At 71.6% G+C, this 18,221-nt stretch carries 15 protein-coding genes; 1 reads left to right on the top strand and 14 read right to left on the bottom strand.

Features of this window, described 5'->3' with window-relative positions; translation table 11 throughout:
* Nucleotides 1–13: 13 nt before the first annotated feature.
* The 3 genes from N7640_RS06745 to N7640_RS06735 are packed head-to-tail and all read right to left on the bottom strand — an operon-like array spanning nt 14 to nt 2,590.
* Complete coding sequence (locus tag N7640_RS06745) at nt 14–640, bottom strand: chemotaxis protein CheW (RefSeq protein WP_279902378.1); 627 nt, start codon at nt 638–640, stop codon at nt 14–16.
* Nucleotides 637–2,127, bottom strand: coding sequence for a CheR family methyltransferase (locus tag N7640_RS06740; RefSeq protein ID WP_279902377.1), 1,491 nt, complete (start codon nt 2,125–2,127; stop codon nt 637–639). The genes N7640_RS06745 and N7640_RS06740 overlap by 4 nt, the downstream gene beginning before the upstream one ends.
* Nucleotides 2,114–2,590, bottom strand: coding sequence for a chemotaxis protein CheW (locus N7640_RS06735; protein ID WP_279902376.1), 477 nt, complete (start codon nt 2,588–2,590; stop codon nt 2,114–2,116). The genes N7640_RS06740 and N7640_RS06735 overlap by 14 nt, the downstream gene beginning before the upstream one ends.
* Nucleotides 2,591–2,803: 213 nt before the next feature.
* Here N7640_RS06735 and N7640_RS06730 point away from each other — a divergent pair, with 213 nt between their 5' ends.
* Nucleotides 2,804–5,383 carry a PAS domain-containing protein gene (locus N7640_RS06730; protein WP_279902581.1) on the top strand — a complete coding sequence of 860 codons (2,580 nt, stop codon included), beginning with the start codon at nt 2,804–2,806 and terminating at the stop codon, nt 5,381–5,383.
* On the opposite strand, the gene N7640_RS06725 is transcribed toward N7640_RS06730, so the two are convergent.
* The 11 genes from N7640_RS06725 to N7640_RS06675 all read right to left on the bottom strand — a co-directional run.
* Entirely contained in the window at nt 5,384–5,845 is a 462-nt protein-coding gene (locus tag N7640_RS06725) for an AAA family ATPase (RefSeq protein WP_279902375.1), read from the bottom strand. It lies immediately after the preceding gene.
* Nucleotides 5,842–6,849, bottom strand: coding sequence for an aldo/keto reductase (locus N7640_RS06720; protein WP_279902374.1), 1,008 nt, complete (start codon nt 6,847–6,849; stop codon nt 5,842–5,844). Before N7640_RS06720 ends, N7640_RS06725 begins: the two co-directional genes overlap by 4 nt.
* 96 nt (nt 6,850–6,945) lie before the next feature.
* Nucleotides 6,946–8,778, bottom strand: coding sequence for an ABC transporter ATP-binding protein (locus tag N7640_RS06715; protein WP_279902373.1), 1,833 nt, complete (start codon nt 8,776–8,778; stop codon nt 6,946–6,948).
* Nucleotides 8,779–8,810: 32 nt separating this feature from the next.
* On the bottom strand, nt 8,811–9,356 hold the full coding sequence (locus N7640_RS06710) for a GNAT family N-acetyltransferase (RefSeq protein WP_279902372.1): 546 nt from the start codon (nt 9,354–9,356) through the stop codon (nt 8,811–8,813).
* Nucleotides 9,357–9,608: 252 nt separating this feature from the next.
* Complete coding sequence (locus tag N7640_RS06705; protein WP_347815576.1) at nt 9,609–10,943, bottom strand: MFS transporter; 1,335 nt, start codon at nt 10,941–10,943, stop codon at nt 9,609–9,611.
* A 124-nt stretch (nt 10,944–11,067) separates the two neighbouring features.
* Nucleotides 11,068–12,270 (bottom strand): acyl-CoA dehydrogenase family protein, encoded by a 1,203-nt coding sequence (locus N7640_RS06700; RefSeq protein WP_347815575.1) that lies wholly within the window; start codon nt 12,268–12,270, stop codon nt 11,068–11,070.
* 77 nt (nt 12,271–12,347) lie between these two features.
* Nucleotides 12,348–13,772: an LLM class flavin-dependent oxidoreductase gene (locus N7640_RS06695; RefSeq protein WP_279902370.1), complete on the bottom strand. Its 1,425-nt coding sequence runs from the start codon at nt 13,770–13,772 to the stop codon at nt 12,348–12,350.
* Nucleotides 13,750–15,408, bottom strand: a complete 1,659-nt coding sequence (locus tag N7640_RS06690) for an ABC transporter ATP-binding protein (RefSeq protein ID WP_279902369.1) — start codon at nt 15,406–15,408, stop codon at nt 13,750–13,752. Before N7640_RS06690 ends, N7640_RS06695 begins: the two co-directional genes overlap by 23 nt.
* Nucleotides 15,405–16,289 (bottom strand): ABC transporter permease, encoded by an 885-nt coding sequence (locus N7640_RS06685; protein ID WP_279902368.1) that lies wholly within the window; start codon nt 16,287–16,289, stop codon nt 15,405–15,407. Before N7640_RS06685 ends, N7640_RS06690 begins: the two co-directional genes overlap by 4 nt.
* Before the next feature lie 16 nt (nt 16,290–16,305).
* The gene (locus tag N7640_RS06680; RefSeq protein ID WP_279902367.1) at nt 16,306–17,361 is read right to left on the bottom strand and encodes an NADP(H)-dependent aldo-keto reductase; all 1,056 of its coding nucleotides are present in this window, start codon (nt 17,359–17,361) and stop codon (nt 16,306–16,308) included.
* A gap of 89 nt (nt 17,362–17,450) precedes the next feature.
* Nucleotides 17,451–18,221, bottom strand: a 771-nt coding sequence (locus tag N7640_RS06675; protein ID WP_279906188.1) for an LLM class flavin-dependent oxidoreductase, incomplete at its 5' end; no start/stop codon positions are given.

The raw sequence follows: 18,221 nt of genomic DNA, 5'->3' as shown, positions 1-18,221 counted from the left end.
GGTTTCTCCTTGGTCAGTCATCGTCCCGGATGCGCAGGGCGGGGTCGCCGAGCAGGCGCGCGCCGTCGAGCACGGTCTTCTGGTCCTCGGTCACGCCCAGCAGGTAGCTGGCGCGGATGCCGGTGAGGTTGGCGAGCCCCGCCTGCAGGCCGTCGCGCTGCAGTTGCTCGATGCCGAGGATGCGGTCGGCCAGCAGGCCGAACTCCATCTCCTCGCCACGCAGGATCACCAGGTAGTTGCGGTCGGAAAGCCCGTCGATGGGCAGCTCGAAGAACACCCGCAGGTCGAGCACCGAGACGATGTGCCCGCGCACGCTGACGATGCCCAGCACGAAGGGCGGCGTGCCCGGCAGCGGGGTGAACTGGGGCAGCGGCAGCACCGCCGCGACATGCCTGCTTTCCACCGCGTAGACCTCCTCGCCGAGGGTGAAGCGGAGCACTTCGAGCAGACCGTCCGGGCGCGCCTCCTCGACGCTGCGGGCCCATTCGCGGGTGCGCTCCAGCAGGCGCGCCTCGCGCTCGGCCGGGTCCAGCGAGAAGCCTTCGTCGATGCGCCGCTCGAATTCCGCCAGGCGCTCGCGGATCAGCCCCCAGCGCGCGTCGTCGCCCTGCGCCCGGTCATCCTGCGGCAATTCGCTCATGGCCGGCCCTCCAGCAACTGGTCGCACAACTGGCCCAGGCGGCCATGGCTCAGGCCATCGCCGAGCGGCACCGCCGCGTCGGCGGCGGCGCGCTCCAACAGGTCACGACAGGTGCGCAGCGCCCTGTCGCCGGCCTCCCGGCGGCCCTGTTCGCGCAGTAGCAGGCCCTGCTGGAAATGCGCCATGGCGCAGGAGGGATCGAGGTAGAGCACCTTGTGCAGCAGTTTCAGCGCGGCCTGTCCGTCGCCCTCCTGGCGGGCCAGCAGGGCCTGCAGCCAGTGGGCCGGCAGCGCCACCGGATCGAGTTCGACGGCACGCTGCAGCCACTCCCGCGCCTCGCCCCCGTGCTGCTGGTCGGCCCAGCTGCGCGCCATCAGCAGGCAGGCCCGATAGCGCCGGGGCTGGGCCAGGCCGGGGCTGGCCAGGCAGGCCCGCAGCAGGTCGCGGGCCGGGTCGTGGCGGCCCTGGGCCAGCGCCGCCTCGGCGTCGCGCAGCAGGCTGTCGGGGTCCGGCGCGGCAGGCACCTCGACGAGCGGCAGCGCGGGAGGCGGCACCGGGATCGCCACGGGCCTGGGCGACGGCGGCGCCTGCACGGGCGCGACGAATGCCGGCGGCGCGGACTCCCGCGCCTGCCCGCCGGGCGACAGCGCATAGTTGCTGCCCGCCCAGAATCCGCTCAGGCCGGCCTGGGTGGCGAGGCCGGCCTCCACCGCGCTGAGCACCAGCATGCCGTCGCCGCCCAGGCAGTCCAGCAGGCGCCGCAGCGCCGCCGTCGCCTGCCCGGCGGAGAAGTACATCAGCACGTTGCGGCAGAGGATCAGGTCGACGGCGGCCAGGCCGCGCCCCGGGTCGGGCAGGGTTCCGCTGGCCAGGTTGTGGCGCAGGAAGCGGATACGCCCACGCCATTCGGGGCGCACCCGCCAGGTCCGGCCCTCGGCCTGGAAGTAGCGGGTGCGGAAGGCTTCCTCGTTGCGGCGGAAGGCGTTCTGGCCGTAGCGGCCCTGCTCGGCCCGGGCCAGGAAGCCGGCGTTGATGTCGCTGGCCAGCACGTCCAGGTTCCAGTCCCCGCGCTCGCCGCCGAGCAGGTCGTCGAGCAGGAACAGCAGACTGTAGGCCTCCTCGCCGGTGCAACAGGCCGCGCTCCAGATGCGCAGGTAGCGATGCCCCTCGGCCCGGCGCCGTTGCAGCAGCGGCGCCAGGTGGCGACGCGCCAGCCAGTCCAGGGCCTCGGCATCGCGGCGGAAGTAGGTCTCGCCGACGGTGAACGCGGGGGTCAGCAGCTGCAGGCGGGTATCGTCCCAGTCGGCGAAGGCCAGGTCTTCCAGCCAGGTCGCCGGCGCGCCCTCCTGCTCCTGGGCCAGCTGGCCCAGGCGCCGCTCCAGATCGGCCCTGCGCGCCCCCGAGAAGTCGAGGCCCAGGTGCTGGTGCACCTTGCCCGCCAGCACGTCGAGCAGGCGCGGCGAGCAGAGCGGCTCAGCCTGGCGCATGTCCCGCTCCGCTGGCGTCCAGGGCCCGTTGCAGGTCCTCTTCGTCGGCATCGGACAGCAGTTGCTCCACATCCTGGATCAGCAACAGCCCCTCCTCCGTCCGCAACACGCCTCGCAGCAGTTCGGTGGGCACCGCCGGCTGGGCCGCCTCGACCAGGTCGGCGACACTGCAACGGGCGGCCGTCTCCACCTGCTCGACCGGCACCAGCAGCTCGCGCGTGCGGCTGCGCAGCCAGAGGAACGGCTGCCACAGGGCCAGTGGCGCGGCCGGCCAGGCGAAGCGCCGGGCCAGGTCCAGCACCGGGATGATCTGCCCGCGCACGTTGGCCAGGCCGAGCACGGTGCGCGGCGCCCCCGGCAGCGGCGTGCACTGCAGGGCCGGGATGACCCGGACCACACTGTCCAGAGGCACGGCCAGGTGCTGCCCCGCCAGTCTGAAGGGCAGCACGAAGAATCTATCCATAGAAGCGTCCAGTTGCCGCAAGCGGTACTCCATTACCCTAGCCCAGCGCGGCATGGCGTCCAGCGCACCGGCCCGGATCGTCTCCCGGGAAAGCGGGCCACCGTCCACCCGCCAAATGGATTGAACGCAATCCCCCCTTCGAGCCTCATAGGGGGTGTCGGAATCATGCTCGCGAGCACGAACCCCTTACCTGGCCTCTCCAGCACCCAAGCCATGCAACTGCTCTCCGCTATCGCCCCAGACGGAGCCTCCGTCGGACATCCGGGTTCCTCCCGCCATGACGGGTCGGTCGACGCGCTGCTGAAGAAACGCGACTGGAGCGATTCGCCCCTCGGGCCGCCCGCCGGCTGGACGCCCGCCCTGAAGATCCTGATGGCCACCGTGCTGCCGGCCAGCGCGCAGATCGTGGTGTTCTGGGGGCCCGAGCTGGTGGCGCTGTACAACGATGCCTATGCGCCGACCATCGGCACCAAGCACCCCCGCGCCCTGGGCCGGCCCGGCATCGAGAACTGGGCCGAGCTGTGGGACGACCTCGAACCGCTGCTGCGCGGCGTGCTGGAGACCGGCGAGACCTTCGCCGCCCGAGACCGTCCCTTCTATATAGAGCGCCACGGTCTTGGCGAGACCGTCTATTTCGACGTTTCCTACTCCGCGGTGCGCGAGGCGGACGGCTCGATCGGCGGCGTGCTGTGCATCGTCACCGAGACCACCGAGCGGGTGCAGTTCGAGCGGCGCCAGGCGTTCCTCCTCGAACTCGGCCAGACCCTGCCGTCGATCCGCGAGCCCGAACAGATCCAGAACATCGCCCTGCGCAGGCTCGGCGAGGCCCTGGGCGCTTCGCGGGTGTTCTACGGCGAGGACAACGGCGACGACGCCACCTTCGAGGTACGCCAGGCCTACGTGCGCGACGGCGGCCCGATGATCGGCCGCCACCGCTACCGGGACTTCGGCCGGGAGCTGCTGCCCGTGCTGCGCGCCGGCGGCTCGGTGGTGCGCGAGGACATCGCCCGCGAGGCCCTGCTGAACGCCGGCGAGAAGGCGCTGGCGACCGGCCTCGACCTGGCCGCCGCGCTCCACGTCCCGCTGCTGCGCCACGGCCGGCTGGAGGCCGTGCTGGCAATCCACTACAACCGGCCCCACGCCTTCTCCGAGCACGAGCGGCGGCTGGTCGAGGAGGCGGCCAAGCTGGCCTGGGTGTCGATCGTCCACGCCCGCGCCGAAGTGGCGCTGCGCGCCAGCTCGGCGCAGCTGTCGGCGATGTTCGACCAGGCCAGCGCCGGTATCGCCGTGTGCGACCACGCCTGGCACTTCACCCGGGTCAACGACCGCTACTGCGAGATCGTCGGCCGCCCGCGCGAAGCGCTGCTGGGCTTGCGCATGCACGACATCACCCACCCCGACGACCTCGCCAGCCACGCGCCGCTGTGCGAGCGCCAGGTCGAGGATGGCGCCTCGTTCGAGATCACCAAGCGCTACACCCGCCCCGACGGCACGCCGGTCTGGGTGCAGAACCAGATCACCCCGCTGGTCGGCGAGCAGGCGCCCGGCGGCCTGCTCTGCGTGTGCGTGGACATCAGCGAGCGGGTGCGCGCCGAGACCGATCTGCGCGAGCTGAACGAGGGCCTGGAGGAGCGTGTCGCGGCCATGGTCGCCCAGCGCGAGACGGCCGCGGCGCAGCTGCACGAGGCGCGCAAGATGGAGATGATCGGCCAGCTCACCGGCGGCATCGCCCACGACTTCAACAACCTGCTGACGCCGATCATGGCCTCGCTGGAACTGCTCCGCCGGCGCCTCGACGACGAGCGCTCGACCCGCCTCATCGACGGCGCGCTGCAGGCGGCCGACCGCGCGCGCATCCTGGTCGGCCGCCTGCTGAGCTTCGCCCGCCGGCAGACCCTCAGGCCCCGCGCCGTAGCCCTGGAGGAACTGGTCAACGACATGCGCGATCTCATCGAGCGCTCGCTCGGCCCAATGATCGACGTGGCCATCGACATCTCCGACCGGCTGCCGGCCGTGGTGGTCGACCCGCACCAGCTCGAACTGGCCATCCTCAACCTGGCGGTGAACGCCCGCGACGCCATGGAGGACGGTGGGCGGCTGGAGATCGGCGCCGGCCTGGACGAGGTGGTCGAGGGCCAGGTCCACGGCCTCGCGGCCGGCCGCTACGTGTGCCTGGCGGTAACGGACAACGGCAGCGGCATGAGCGAGGAGACCCTGAGCCGCTGCGTCGAGCCGTTCTTCTCCACCAAGGGCGTGGGCAAGGGCACCGGCCTCGGCCTGTCCATGGTCCAGGGGCTGGCGGCGCAGTCCGGCGGCGGCTTCGACATCGTCTCCCACAGCGGCCAGGGCACCCGGGTCAACGTCTGGCTGCCCATCGCCCCGTGCGAGGCGGCCAGCGTCGACAACGGCCCAGCGGAGGCCCCGGTGGCGCCACGGCCGGCCCACGTGCTGCTGGTGGACGACGAAGCGCTGGTGCGCCAGACCACCGCGCTGCAGCTGGGCGACCTGGGCTACCAGGTCACCGAGGCGTCATCCGCCGCCGCCGCGCTGCGCGCCATCGAATCGGGCCTGACCCCGGACGTGCTGGTCACCGACCACCTCATGGCCGACAAGACCGGCGCCCAACTGGCCCAGGAGCTGCGCCGGCGCTTCCCCGCCCTGCCGGTGCTGATCATCACCGGCTACGCCAACCTCACGCCCGCGCAGATCAGCGGCTTCGAGGTGCTGGCCAAGCCGTTCCGCCGGGCCGAGCTTGCCGCCCGGCTGGCCCAGCTGGTCAGTGCAGCCGGCTGATCAGGCGTCGACCCGCAGCACCGACGCGAAGCCTTCCTCGACGGTGGGCGGCTCCAGCATCCCGAATACGCTGCGCAGCGCCTGCTCCGGCACCACCTTGTCCGGCGTGCGCGACCCGTTGCGGGCCAGTGCCTCTTCCAGGGTCGCCTGGACGAACACCGCCACCACCGGCACGCCCCGCGCCCGGGCCAGCGCCAGCAGCGGCGCACGGTGGCGGGCTGTCGGCAGCGCCGCGTCGAAGGACACGGCGCTCTCCTCCAGTTCGGCGGCATGCCGCGCGATCCAGCTCGACTTGCCGGCGCCCTGCACACCCATGACCAGATAGAGCCGGCTGGCGTCGGCCAGCAGCGTCTCCACATCCGCATAGGCCCGCTCCCAGGCCTGGCGGTTGCGCTCGGCGCTGAACACCCGCCCCTGCGGCGTCTCCAGGTAGGCGTCGGGGTCGACGACTCGCCCTGTCACCGCAGCGGGCGCCCGGAAACGAAATGGGTCGGGTCGTTGTAGCCCGGCGTCGAGGCGTGCCCCGGCGTCACCAGGGCATCGACGAAGGCCTCGTCCTCCGCCGTGATCGCCACCTCCAGCGCCCTGGCGTAGGTGGCCCAGTGTTCCTCGGTGCGCGGGCCGGCGATGGCCGAGGCGACCGCGGCGTTGTGCAGCACCCAGGCGATGGCGAACTCAACCACGCCGACGCCGCGCCGCTCCGCGTGCTCCCGTACCCGCTGGGCGATGTGCAGCGACTCGTCGCGCCATTCGGTCTCGAGGATGCGCTTGTCCTGGCGCCCCGCGCGACTGTCGCCGTCCGGCGCCTCGCCCGGCCGGTACTTGCCGCTGAGCACGCCGCGCGCCAGCGGGCTGTAGGGCACCACGCCGAGGCCGTGGAAGGCGGCGGCGGTGATCTGCTCCACCTCGGCCTGGCGGTTGACCAGGTTGTACAGCGGCTGGCTGACAATGGGCCTGGCCACGCCCAGGCGCTCGGCGACGTTGACGATCTCGGCGATGCGCCAGCCGCGGAAGTTGGATACGCCCCAGTAGCGGATCTTGCCCTGGCGCAGCAGGTCGCCGAGGGTCGAGACGGTCTCCTCCAGCGGCGCCTGGTGGTCCTCGCGGTGCAGGTAGTAGATGTCCAGGTAATCGGTGCCCAGCCGGCGCAGGCTGGCTTCGATGGAGCGCAGGATGTGCTTGCGGCCCAGGCCGCGCCGGTTGGCAGGCCCATCAGCAGGCCCCATGCCGACCTTGGAGGCCAGCACCCAGTCGTCGCGCCGGGCGGCGATGGCCTGGCCGACGATCTCCTCGGAGCGCCCGGCGTTGTACACGTCGGCGGTGTCGATGAAGTTGATGCCCTGGTCGAAGGCGGTGTCGATGATGCGCCGCGAGGTGTCGGCGTCGGTCGGCCCGCCGAACATCATGCTGCCGAGGGTCAGGGGCGAGACCAGCAGGCCGGAGCGGCCCAGGGGACGGTGACTCATTGCATTCTCCTGTGGTGGATTGTAGGAGCGGGCTCTGCCCGCGAAGCGCTTGTGTCGTGTCATTCGCGGGCAAGCCCGCTCCCACATGTGGATGGCTCACACCGCCTCGGCGGAGTCCTCGTGGAAGGAGCCGTCGGACTGCCGGCTCCACAGCCGGAAGTAGTAGCCGCGCTTCTTCAGCAGCTCCTGGTGGCTGCCGTCCTCCACCACCCGGCCCTTGTCGAACACCAGGATACGGTCCAGGTGGGCGACGGTGGACAGGCGGTGGGCAACGACGATCACCGTCTTGCCGTCCATGATCTCGTCCAGCTTGTCCTGGATGAAGCGCTCGGTGATCGAGTCCAGGCTGGAGGTGGCCTCGTCCATCACCAGGATCGGCGCATTCTTCAGCAGCACCCGGGCGATGGCGATGCGCTGGCGCTGGCCGCCGGAGAGCTTGACCCCGCGCTCGCCGACCAGCGAATCGTAGCCCTTGTCCATGGACTCGATGAAGGCACTGGCCCCGGCGCGGTGGATGGCCGCCGCGACTTCCTCCGGCGAGGCGTCCAGGCGCCCATAGTGGATGTTCTCGCGGATGCTGCGGTGGAACAGCCCCGGCTCCTGGGGAATCAGGCCTATCTGCTGGTGCAGGGAGTGCTGGGTCACCTCGCGCACGTCCACGCCGTCGATCAGCACCTGGCCGGCGTTCACGTCGTACAGGCGCAGCAGCAGGTTGAGCAGGGTCGACTTGCCCGAGCCCGAGGAGCCCACCAGGCCGACCCGCTGGCCCGCCGGGATACGCAGGTTGAGGTTCTGGAAGATCGGCCGGTCCGGCGAGTAGCCGAAGGCCACGTCGCGGAACTCCACCTCGCCGCGGCTGACTTCGAGCCGCCTGGCATCCGGTCTGTCCACCACCTCGTGCGGGCGGATCAGGGTGCGCACGCCGTTGGCGATGTTGCCGGTAGCCTCGAAGAACTCCAGGAAGCGCCGCGACAGGCTGGCCACGTCATTGATGATCAGCAGCGACAGGCTGGTGGACATGACGAAGGTGGCGATGCTGATCTGCCCGCTGCGCCACAGGTACAGCGACAGCAGCAGCACGCCGACCTTCAGCAGCATGCCCGAGACCGACTGGAACCAGCGGATCTTCTCCATGTAGCCGAACGAACGGTAGGCGGCGCCCACTTCCCGCTCCAGGTAGTCGCCCAGGTAGCCGTGCTCGTAGGAGTGGCGGGCGAACAGGCGGATGTTGGTCAGGTTGCTCACCGCGTCCACCACCTTGCCGGTGCTGGTGCTGCGCGCCGCGGAGTAGTGCTGGGCCAGCGGATGGCTGCGCTTGGCCAGGTGGTAGCAGACCACGATGAACAGCACCGACCAGCCGAACATGAACGCCGCCAGCAGCCCCGAGGCCGTCCACAGCAGCGCGGTGGCCAGGGTCAGGGTGACGATCAGCGGGATCAGGTCGAACAGCAGGATGCTCAGGGTCTGGTTGACCCCCAGCGCCACCTCGGCCACCCGGTGCGCCAGCGCGCCGGCGAACTCGCTGCTGACGAAGCGGTGGGAGTGCTGCTGCAGGTAGGCGTACACCGCGTGGGTGACGGTGCGCCGCTGCTGCGGCAGCACCCGGATATGCACACCGGTGGCGCCACGGGTGAACAGCACCTCCAGCAGCACCAGCGCGGCGAAGGCCAGCACCGGCCACTGCAGCACCACCAGCGCGCGCTCGGCGCTCAGCCCCTCGCTGACCAGCCGGGTGATCTGGCCCAGCCCCCAGGGAACGAGGATGGTGCAGACCACCGCGGCGACCTGCAGCAGCAGGATGGCCAGGTACCAGGGCCGGTAGTGGCGGACGAAGAACAGCACGAACTTCAGCGGCGTGTCGGGCAGGCTGCGGATGTTCCAGTCGAGCAAGGCGCTAGGCGCGCGCGGGGTGAATCTGAAGACGCTCATCGGCGTAAATGTCCTTGCGGCAGGGAACGGAGTCAGGCGGAAGTGCGGAGCGGCAGGTGGAAGCGGGTCAGGGGCAGCGGTTCGCCGTTCTCCTCGAAGGTGCGCTGGCTGGCGGCGTCGGCGACGAAGCCGGCGCCCTGGTAGAAACGGATGGCGCGCAGGTTGCCGTCCAGCACCCAGGCGGTGACGGCGGCGAAGCCGGCCTCCTCCAGGGCCTGACGCGCGACCCGCCAGAGCCGGCCGCCGACACCCCGGCCCCAGGCCTCCGGCTGCAGGTAGATGGCCATCAGCTCGCCGGTGGCCGGCGCCACGTCCTCGTCGCGGCTGGCGCCGCAGGAACACCAGCCCAGCAACGCGCCCTCGGCCTCGGCCACGTGGATCGTCGGCACGCCCTCGCCGATCGCCTTCTCGAACCAGGCCACGCGGCGCTCCAGGCTGGTGTCCAGCCCGGCGAGGAAGCCCGCCGACAGCAGGCCCCGGTAGGTCGCCTGCCAGCTGCGGATATGCAGCGCGGCGATGGCGCGGGCGTCCTCCAGCCGGGCCGGGCGGATCAGGACGGGGACTGGAGCGGCGGTCATCTCGGTTTCCACGGTCGATCTGGGGGCAGCCGTCAAAGCAGGCCCCGTGCCAAGTCGCCAGCCCAGGAAACACGGGGCCTGGCGAGGCGCAGAGGGGATTCCGAGCTGGCACTCCGGCACAGTTTGCTGAATCGCTGTCCGCGGGCGGGCAGCGCTTGGTCTCCCCCGTAGGGTGCGCCGCGCGCACCGCCACAGGACCTCCAGGCACACAGGGCTCGCCCTGCTCCGTACCTGTGGTACGCACGGCGCACCCTACCGGGTACCGGTGACGGCGCTGCCGGCCTGTCGACCCAGGCGGCGGAACAGCAGCCAGGACGACGCGCACAGCGTGCCGCACAGCAGCATCGCCAGGCTCAGGTCCGAGGCCTGGATGTCCGTGTGGCCGCGCAGGTTCATGATCGCGCTCAGCAGTACCGCCGCCAGGCCCACGGCCAGGCTCATGCTGAGCTGCATGGACATCGCCGAAAGGCTGCTGGCGCGGCTGGCCAACTCCGCCGGCACGTCGGAGAAGGTCAGCGCGCCCAGGGTGCTGAACTGCAGGGAGCGGATGATGCCGCCGACGAACAGCAGCAGGACGATCAGCCAGTACGGCGTCTGCGCCTCGAACACCGCGCACAGGGCGATGGAGCAGCCGGCCAGCAGCGCGTTGCCCATCAGCGTGCGGCGGAAGCCGAAGCGCTGGACGATGCGCACCGAGAGGAACTTGATGGTCAGCGCGCCCGCCCCGCCGGCCAGGGTCAGCAGGCCGGCCACCAGCGGACTGAGGCCGAAGCCCACCTGGAACAGCAGTACCAGCAGGAACGGCTGCGAGGCGCTGCCCAGGCGGAACAGGTTGCCGGCCCAGATCGCCGTGGCGAAGGTCGGCACCCGCAACAGGCGCAGGTCGATCAGCGGCTGCGCCACGCGCCGCGCATGGCGCACGTAGAGCGACGCGCTGGCCAGCCCGACCAGCAGCAGGACGACGGCCCAGGCGAGCGGCAGCAGGCCGTGGCCGATGGCCTCGAAGGCGAACACCAGGCAGGCCAGGCCGACCCCGCTGAGCAGGAAGCCGCGCCCGTCCAGCCGCGCCCCGGGCTGGCCCGGGTGGGCCGGCACGTGGCGGCGGATCATCAGGATGCCGAGCACGCCGATGGGCAGGTTGATCAGGAAGATCCAGTGCCACGACAGCACGCTGACCAGCAGCCCGCCCAGGGGCGGGCCCAGCACCGGGCCGATCAGCGCCGGAATCGAGAGGAACGCCATGGCCTGCAGCAGGTGCTCGCGGCGCGCCCAGCGCAGCAGGATCACCTGCCCCACCGGCACCATCATCGCCCCGGCCGCGCCCTGCAGCAGACGCGACAACGACAGCTGCAGCAGCGAGGTGGAAGCCGCACAGGCCAGCGAGGCGGCCATGAACAGGCCGATGGCGAAGACGAACACCCGGCGCGGGCCGAAGCGGTCCGCCGCCCAGCCGCTGACCGGCACGAACAGCGCCACCGCCAGCAGGTACAACGACACCACCAGGTTCATGCGCACCGTCGGCTCGCCGAACTCGGCCGCCATCTGCGGCAACGCGGTGAGCACGGCGGTGGCGTCGAGCAGCTCCATGAACAGCGCGCAGCCGATGATGGTGGGCACCGCGCGGCGGAACGGTGGGGCCTCCACTGGCGGGACCACCGATGGCGCCGCCGGCTCGGCCCGGTCGACCTCCAGGGGCTCCCGGCGGCCCACCTCAGAACAGCCCGGAGTTCGGCGGCTCCGTGCCCTTCAGGCGCCAGGCGCCGACCGCCGCGGCCTTCCAGTGGCGCGGGTTGTGGTTGGCCACGGTGCGGGCGTTGCGCCAGTGGCGGTCGAGGTTGTGGCCACGCCCGGTGGTGGAGGCGCCGCCGACGTCGAACAGCAGCTCGCCGGCCTTGAGCGCCGACTCCACCGCCAGGTACTGGGCCTGGGCCACGTCCACCGAGGCGCGGGTCACCGCCTCCTGGCTCAGCCCTTCGGCCCAGGCCGCGTCGATGCTGTCGGCGGCGCGCAGCACCAGGGCCTCGGCGGCGAAGGCGCGGGCCGAGATTTCGCCCACCGCGAGTTCCACGTAGGGGTCGTCCACCGAGCGGCTGGCGCTGCTGTGCTTGATCGGCCGGGCGTGGTCCCGGGCGAAGCTCACCGCGTCGTTCAGGGCGTTGCGGGCGATGCCCGCCTCCACCGCGGCGAGGAACAGTTGCAGGAAGGGGGTGACGATGGAGCGCTGGCCCTCCTCGTTCGGCCGCGTGCGGATTTCGTGCGCGTGCACCAGCACGTCGTTCAGCTCGGTGGTGCCGCTGGCGGTGAGGCGCTGGCCCATGGCGTCGAAGTCGTCGAGCAGCACCAGCCCCTCGCGGTCACGCGGCAGGATGAAGGACACCGGCTGCTCGTTCTCGTCCAGCGCCACGGCGCTGACCCAGTCGGCGTACAGCGAGCCGGTGCTGTAGAACTTGCTGCCGCTGGCCCGGTAGTGGTCGCCCTCGCGCACGATGCGCGCGCTGATGGCGCCGTTGGCGCCGCCGATTTCCCAGCCGGCGTTGCCGAACACCTCGCCGGCCAGGTAGCGCGGGAACCAGCGCTCGCGCTCCTCCTCGCTGCCGCGCACCAGCAGCCCCTCGATGAAGGAGAAGCTCGGGCGCAGCGCCTGGGCGACGTTGGAGTCCACCGCCGCCAGGTCGACGACGAACTGCACCACCTCGCGCACGCTGGCGCCGCTGCCGCCGTAGGCCTGGGGAATCCGCCAGGTCAGCAGGCGGTCCTCGGCCAGTTCGCGAATCTGCCGGTGCGGCAGTTCGCGCTGGCGCTCGCGCTCGGCGGCGCCCTCGCCTATCCGCGCCAGGCGCGTGACGGCGCGCCGGCGCAGCTCGACCACGCCGAGGAAACCCTTGGAAGTAATGCTGGATAGCTGCAGGCTCATATCGATCATCCCGGTAGGCAGGGTGCGCAGTGCCGCGGCGGTGCGGCTGGCTCCCTGGCGTTGTTTCTTTCTCATGTTCATGCCCCCACGGCCGCCAGGGCCTCGGGCGGGAAACGCAGTGGTTCACGGGCGGCGCCGAGCGCCGCCGGGTCGCGGTAGCGCGCCCCGTGGTGGTCGCCCGGCAACCGCGCGCGGCCGGCGCCGAACAGGCGCTCGCGCAGGGTCTCGCCAGGCGTATAGGCGTCGCGGAAGCGCCCGCGCCGACGCAGTTCGGGCACCACCAGTTCGATGAAGTCCCGCGCCGTCTCGAACGACAGGTACTGGCGCAGGTTGATGCCGTCGATGCCGTCCTCGTCGAGCCACTTCTCGATCTCGTCGGCCACCGTCTTCGGCGTGCCGGCAACGAAGAAGCGCCCCTCGTTGAAGCCGTTGATCCGCGCCAGGGCGTCGGCCACCGTGGCGTTCGGGTCGTTGTGCCGCAGCAGGCCCCAGGTCGCGCCGTCCTGCGGCAGCACGTCGGCCAGCCGCGCCTGGGGCGGGAACGCGGTGAGGTCCAGCGGCGCCTGCATGTGGGCCAGGGCGCCCTCGACGCTGTGCAGGCGGCGGTAGCTGCGCAGCTTGTCCTGCACTTCCAGGTCGGTGCGGCCGACGATCACCCCGGCCTGGACGATGAACTTCAGCCCCGCCGGGTCACGGCCGTGGGCCCGCGCCTTCGCCCGCATCTGCTCGATGTTGCGGCGCACCGCCTCGGGCGTGGCGCCGCCGGTGAACACCACCTCGGCGTGGCGCCCGGCGAATTCCATGCCGGCCGGCGAGCCGGTGGCCTGGAACAGCACCGGGGTGCGCTGCGGCGAGGGCTGGCAGAGGTGCGGCCCGGCCACCCTGAAGTGCTCGCCCACATGGTCGATGTAGCGCACCTTGGCGGGGTCGGTGTAGACCCGGTTGGCCCGGTCCAGCAGCACCGCGTCGTCGTCCCAGGAGCCTTCCCAGAGCTTGTACAGCACGTCCAGGTATTCGTCGGCGATCTCGTAGCGGTGATCGTGGGGCACCTCGCCGTCCAGGCCGAAGTTGCGCGCGGCGTTGGGCAGGTAGGAGGTGACGATGTTCCAGCCGACCCGCCCCTTGGTCAGGTGGTCCAGAGTGCTCATGCGCCGGGCGAAGGCGAACGGCGGCTCGTAGGTGGTGGAGAAGGTGGCGCCGAAGCCCAGGTGGTGGGTCACCGCGGCCATCGCCGGGATCACCAGCAGCGGGTCGTTGCTGGGTATCTGCACCGCCTCGCGCAGAGCGGTTTCCGGACCGCCGCGGAACTGGTCGTAGGCGCCGACCACGTCGGCCAGGAACACCCCGTCGAAGGTGCCGAACTCCAGCAACTGCGCCAGCTCGGTCCAGTAGTCCAGGTCGTTGAAGCGGTGCCGGTTGTTCTCCGGGTGCACCCACAGGCCGTGGACGATGTGGCTGACGCAGTTCATCTCGAACAGGTTAATGAGCAATTGCTTCGACACGGACGCCGCGCTCCTCGTGGATGTACAGGAAGGGAATCGCCGCCAGCAGGGTGCGCGTGTAGGCGTGGCGCGGCCGGGCGAAGACCTCGCGCACGGGGCCGCTCTCGACCACCGTGCCGTCCTTCATCACCAGCACGCGGTCGCTGACCTGCTGCACCACGCCCAGGTCGTGGGAGATGAACAGGCAGGCCAGGCCCAGGCGCTGCTTGAGGTCGGCGAGCAGCTGGAGGATCTGCGCCTGCACCGACACGTCCAGCGCCGACACCGGCTCGTCGCACACCAGCACTTCCGGCTCCGCCGCCAGCGCCCGGGCGATGGCGACGCGCTGGCGCTGGCCGCCCGACAGCTCGATGGGCCGCCGCGCCAGCAGCGCCGGGTCGAGCTGGACCAGCCGCAGCAGCTCCTCCGCCCGCTGCCGGCGCGGGGCGCCGGCGGGAACGGCGGCCACCGCCAGGGCCTCGTCCAGCACCCGGCCGACCGTGTAGCGCGGGTCGAACGAGCCGAGCGGGTCCTGGAACACCACCTGGATGCGCCGCCGCTCGCGGCGCTGCTCGGGGGCGGACAACGAGCGCCAGGGGCGGCCGCGCAGCAGCACCTCGCCGTCGTCCGGCCGCTCCAGGGCCAGCACCATGCGCGTCAGGGTGGTCTTGCCCGAGCCAGACTCGCCGACGATGCCCAAGGTCTCCCCCGCGCGCAGCACGAAGGAGGTCGGCGTCACCGCCGCGCGGGCCTCACCGTCGGGGCCGACGAAGCTCTTCGCCAGGTCCCGCGCCTCGACCACCGCCGGGCGTTCGGCGAAGGCGTCGGCGTTGTCGCTGGACAGCGCCGGGTCACGGCGCACGTGCACCGCCGCGGCGGCGCGCAGCAGCGACTTGGTGTAGGCCTCGCGCGGCGCGTAGAGCACCTGCTCGACCGGGCCCTGCTCGACGATCTCGCCGTGGCGCATCACCGCCACCCGGTCGGCCAGGCGCGACACCACGGCCATGTCGTGGCTGACCACCAGCATGGCCCGGTCGCGGCTGCGCAGGGACTCCAGCAGCGCCATGACCTGGGCCTGCACCGTGGCGTCCAGCGCCGTGGTCGGCTCGTCGGCGATCAGCAGGTCCGGCTCGCAGGCGATGGCCGAGGCGATCAGCGCGCGCTGGCGCAGGCCGCCGGAGAGCTGGTGCGGGTACTGCCGGGCGCGCAGCTCCGGCTGCGGGATGCCCACCGAGCGCAGCAGCTCGATCACCCGCGCCTCCCGCTCCTCGCGGTTCAGCGTGGTGTGCAGGCGCAGCGCCTCGTCGATCTCGCGGCCGACCGGGCGCAGCGGGTCGAGGGAGCCGAGGGCGTCCTGCATGACGAAGCCGATGCGCCCGCCACGGATCGCCTGCCAGTCGCGCGGGCGGCGCGCCAGCAGGTCCTGCCCGTCGAAGCGCAGGTGGCCGGCCCGGACCTGCGCGCCCTGCCCCGACAGCCCGACCAGGGTGCGCGAGGTGACGCTCTTGCCCGAGCCGGACTCGCCGACCAGGGCCAGGCACTCGCCCCGGTACAGCTGGAAGGACACGCCCTTGACCACCGGCTCGGCGCCGGCGAAGCCCACGCGCAGGTCGTTGACCTCGACCAGCGGCGCGAGCGGTGCGATCAACGTGGTCATGGCGCCTTGCCCTCGCTGTGTTTCAGCAGGGCGCGGCCCAGCGCGGTGATCGCCACCACGGTCAGGGTCACGGCCACGCCGGGCGCGGCCACCAGCCACCAGGCGTTGGCCAGGAAGTTGCGCCCCACCGAGAGCATCGAGCCCCACTCCGGCGCCGGCGGCGGCGCGCCGAAGCCGAGGAAGCTCAGCGAGGCGCCGGCGGCGATGTTGCCGCCGATGCTGATGGTGGCGAGGATCAGGATCGGTTTGATGGCGTTGGGCAGCACGTGGCGCAGGATCACCACCGGGCGCGGCAGGCCCAGGGTCAGCGCCGCCTCCACGTAGGGCGCGCGGCGCACCACCAGGGTCTGCGCGCGGACCATGCGGGCGAAGCGCGGGATGCCGGCGATGCCGATGGCGATGATCGCGTTGAGCATGCCCTGGCCCCAGAAGGTGATGATCAGCAGGGCCAGCAGCAGGTCCGGGAAGGCCAGCAGCACGTCGATGAAGCGCATGATCGCCGCGTCCACCCAACGGTGGCCGAGGCCGGCCGCGAGGCCGAAGGCGACGCCGCCGAGCAGCGCGATGAGGGTGGCCGCCACGCCCATCAGCAGCGAGGCGCGGGCGCCGTGGACCAGGCGCGCGAACACGTCGCGGCCGTTCTCGTCGGTGCCTAGCCAGTGGGCCAGGCTGGGCGCCTGGAAGGCCTCGCGGGCGCTGGCCGCCAGCGGGTCGCTGCGCACCAGCCAGGCCGGTTCGAGGCTGGCCAGCAGCAACAGCAGGACGAACAGGCCGGCCAGCAGCAGCCCCGGGCGGCGCAGGGCGACCAGCGACCAGGCCGGCAGGCGCCAGCTCGGCACGGCGCGCGGGCCGGCCAGGGTGTCGGGAGCGGAAAGACTCATGGCGCGTTCCTCCGGCTCACGGCGACGGGTTGGGCAGGCGCGCGTGGATGGCGTCGATCGCCTCCACCAGGCCGTCGTCCAGGGCCAGCTCCAGGCTGCCCAGGTTCTCTTCCAGCTGCGCCAGACTGGTGGCGCCGATCAGCGCGCTGGTGACGAACGGACGATCGAGGACGAAGGCCAGCGCCAGCTGCGCCGGCGACAGGCCGCGCGACCGCGCCAGCTCCACGTAGGCGCGCACGGCGCGGCCGGCCTCCTCGCTGGCGTAGCGGCCGAAGCGGCCATAGGGCGAGCCGGCCGACAGCCGCGCACCCTCCGGCTGGGCGCCGTCCAGGTACTTGCCGGTGAGCACGCCGAAGGCCAGCGGCGAATAGGCCAGCAGGCCCACCCCCTCGCGGTGGCTGAACTCGGCCAGGCCGCCCTCGTACTGGCGGTTGAGCAGGCTGTAGGGGTTCTGGATGCTGACGATGCGCGGCAGGCCGAGGCGCTCCGCGGCCTGGAGGAAGCGGGCCACGCCCCAGGGCGTCTCGTTGGACACGCCGATATGGCGGATCAGCCCCTCCTGCACCAGGTCCGCCAGGGCGGACAGGGTCTCCTCGATGGCGACGCTCTCCTCGTTCTCCACCCAGGGGTAGTCGCGCAGGCCGAAGAAGTTGGTGCTGCGGTCCGGCCAGTGCAGCTGGTAGAGGTCCAGGTAGTCGGTCTGCAGGCGGTCGAGGCTGCCCAGCAGCGCGAGGCGCAGGTTCTTCGCGTCGTGCCGGCTCTTGCCCTCGCGGATGTGGTTCTGCGACGGAAACCGGGGCGGGCCGACGATCTTGCTGGCCAGCACAATGTCCTGGCGGCGCTTGGTCCTGGCCAGCCAGGAGCCGATGAAGCGCTCGGTACTGCCCCAGGTCTCGCCGCGGGTCGGCGTGGGGTACATCTCCGCCGTGTCCACCAGGTTGACGCCCTGGGACAGCGCATAGTCGAGTTGTTGGTGGGCGTCGGCTTCGCTGTTCTGGTGGCCCCAGGTCATGCTGCCGAGGCCGATGGCGCTGACCCGGATGTCACTGTTGCCGAGTGGGCGGTATTTCATGGATGTGTCTCACGCAATGGCGGTTGTTTGGCGTAGGGCGGGTGCAACCCGCCAACCAGGCGGCGTAGGGTTGCACCCGCCCTACGGATTCAGGCCGAGGCGGCCTGGTCGGTACGTTCGTACTGGCTGCGCGGGTGCGGCAGGCCCAGGTGGTCGCGCAGGGTGCGACCGCTGTATTCGTGGCGGAAAACCCCACGCTTGCGCAGCAGCGGCACCACCTCGTCGACGAAGCTCTCGACGCCGGAGGGAAAGCTGTCCGGCATGATGTTGAAGCCGTCGGCGGCACCGGCCAGGAACCATTCCTCCAGGGTGTCGGCGACCTGCTCCGGCGTGCCGACGATCAGCCGGTGGCCGACCAGGATGCGTCGCGACAGCTCGCGCACGCTGAGCTTCTCGCGCCGCGCCAGGTTCAGTTGCGCCTCGAGGAAGCCATGCGAGCCCTTGAACTCGCTGACCGGGCCGATGCGCTGCCAGGGCAGCTCGGCGTCCAGATCCAGCTCGTCCAGCGGAATGCCGATGCGGAAGGCGATCTGCTGGACCAGGCTGCTCTCGCCCAGGTAGTCGTTGAGCCGGTCGAAGCGCGCCCGGGCCTCGGCCTCGGTGCTGCCGATCACGGTGGACAGGCCGGGCATGATCTTCAGGTGGTCCGGGTTGCGGCCCCAGGCGCGGGCGCGGTTCTTCATCTCCTGGTAGAAGGCCTGGCCATCGGCCAGGGTGGTCTGGGTGGTGAAGATGGCGTCGGCGTAACGCGAGCCGAGCGTCTTGCCGCCCTCTGACGAGCCGGCCTGGACGATCACCGGGCGGCCTTGCGGCGAGCGCGGCACGTTGAGCGGCCCGCGCACCGAGAAGTGCTTGCCGAC

This window comes from Pseudomonas sp. GD04015 (genome assembly GCF_029837675.1).
GTDB lineage: Bacteria > Pseudomonadota > Gammaproteobacteria > Pseudomonadales > Pseudomonadaceae > Aquipseudomonas > Aquipseudomonas paralcaligenes.
This window is presented reverse-complemented; position numbering and strand designations above follow the sequence as displayed.

Coding starts and splice junctions, on each gene's coding strand:
- N7640_RS06720 (WP_279902374.1), bottom strand. CDS start 6,849: ATGAGTCACCGTCCCCTGGGCCGCTCCGGCCTGCTGGTCTCGCCCCTG.
- N7640_RS06710 (WP_279902372.1), bottom strand. CDS start 9,356: ATGACCGCCGCTCCAGTCCCCGTCCTGATCCGCCCGGCCCGGCTGGAG.
- N7640_RS06680 (WP_279902367.1), bottom strand. CDS start 17,361: ATGAAATACCGCCCACTCGGCAACAGTGACATCCGGGTCAGCGCCATC.
- N7640_RS06705 (WP_347815576.1), bottom strand. CDS start 10,943: ATGGAGCTGCTCGACGCCACCGCCGTGCTCACCGCGTTGCCGCAGATG.
- N7640_RS06735 (WP_279902376.1), bottom strand. CDS start 2,590: ATGGATAGATTCTTCGTGCTGCCCTTCAGACTGGCGGGGCAGCACCTG.
- N7640_RS06690 (WP_279902369.1), bottom strand. CDS start 15,408: ATGACCACGTTGATCGCACCGCTCGCGCCGCTGGTCGAGGTCAACGAC.
- N7640_RS06730 (WP_279902581.1), top strand. CDS start 2,804: ATGCAACTGCTCTCCGCTATCGCCCCAGACGGAGCCTCCGTCGGACAT.
- N7640_RS06685 (WP_279902368.1), bottom strand. CDS start 16,289: ATGAGTCTTTCCGCTCCCGACACCCTGGCCGGCCCGCGCGCCGTGCCG.
- N7640_RS06740 (WP_279902377.1), bottom strand. CDS start 2,127: ATGCGCCAGGCTGAGCCGCTCTGCTCGCCGCGCCTGCTCGACGTGCTG.
- N7640_RS06745 (WP_279902378.1), bottom strand. CDS start 640: ATGAGCGAATTGCCGCAGGATGACCGGGCGCAGGGCGACGACGCGCGC.
- N7640_RS06700 (WP_347815575.1), bottom strand. CDS start 12,270: ATGAGCCTGCAGCTATCCAGCATTACTTCCAAGGGTTTCCTCGGCGTG.
- N7640_RS06715 (WP_279902373.1), bottom strand. CDS start 8,778: ATGAGCGTCTTCAGATTCACCCCGCGCGCGCCTAGCGCCTTGCTCGAC.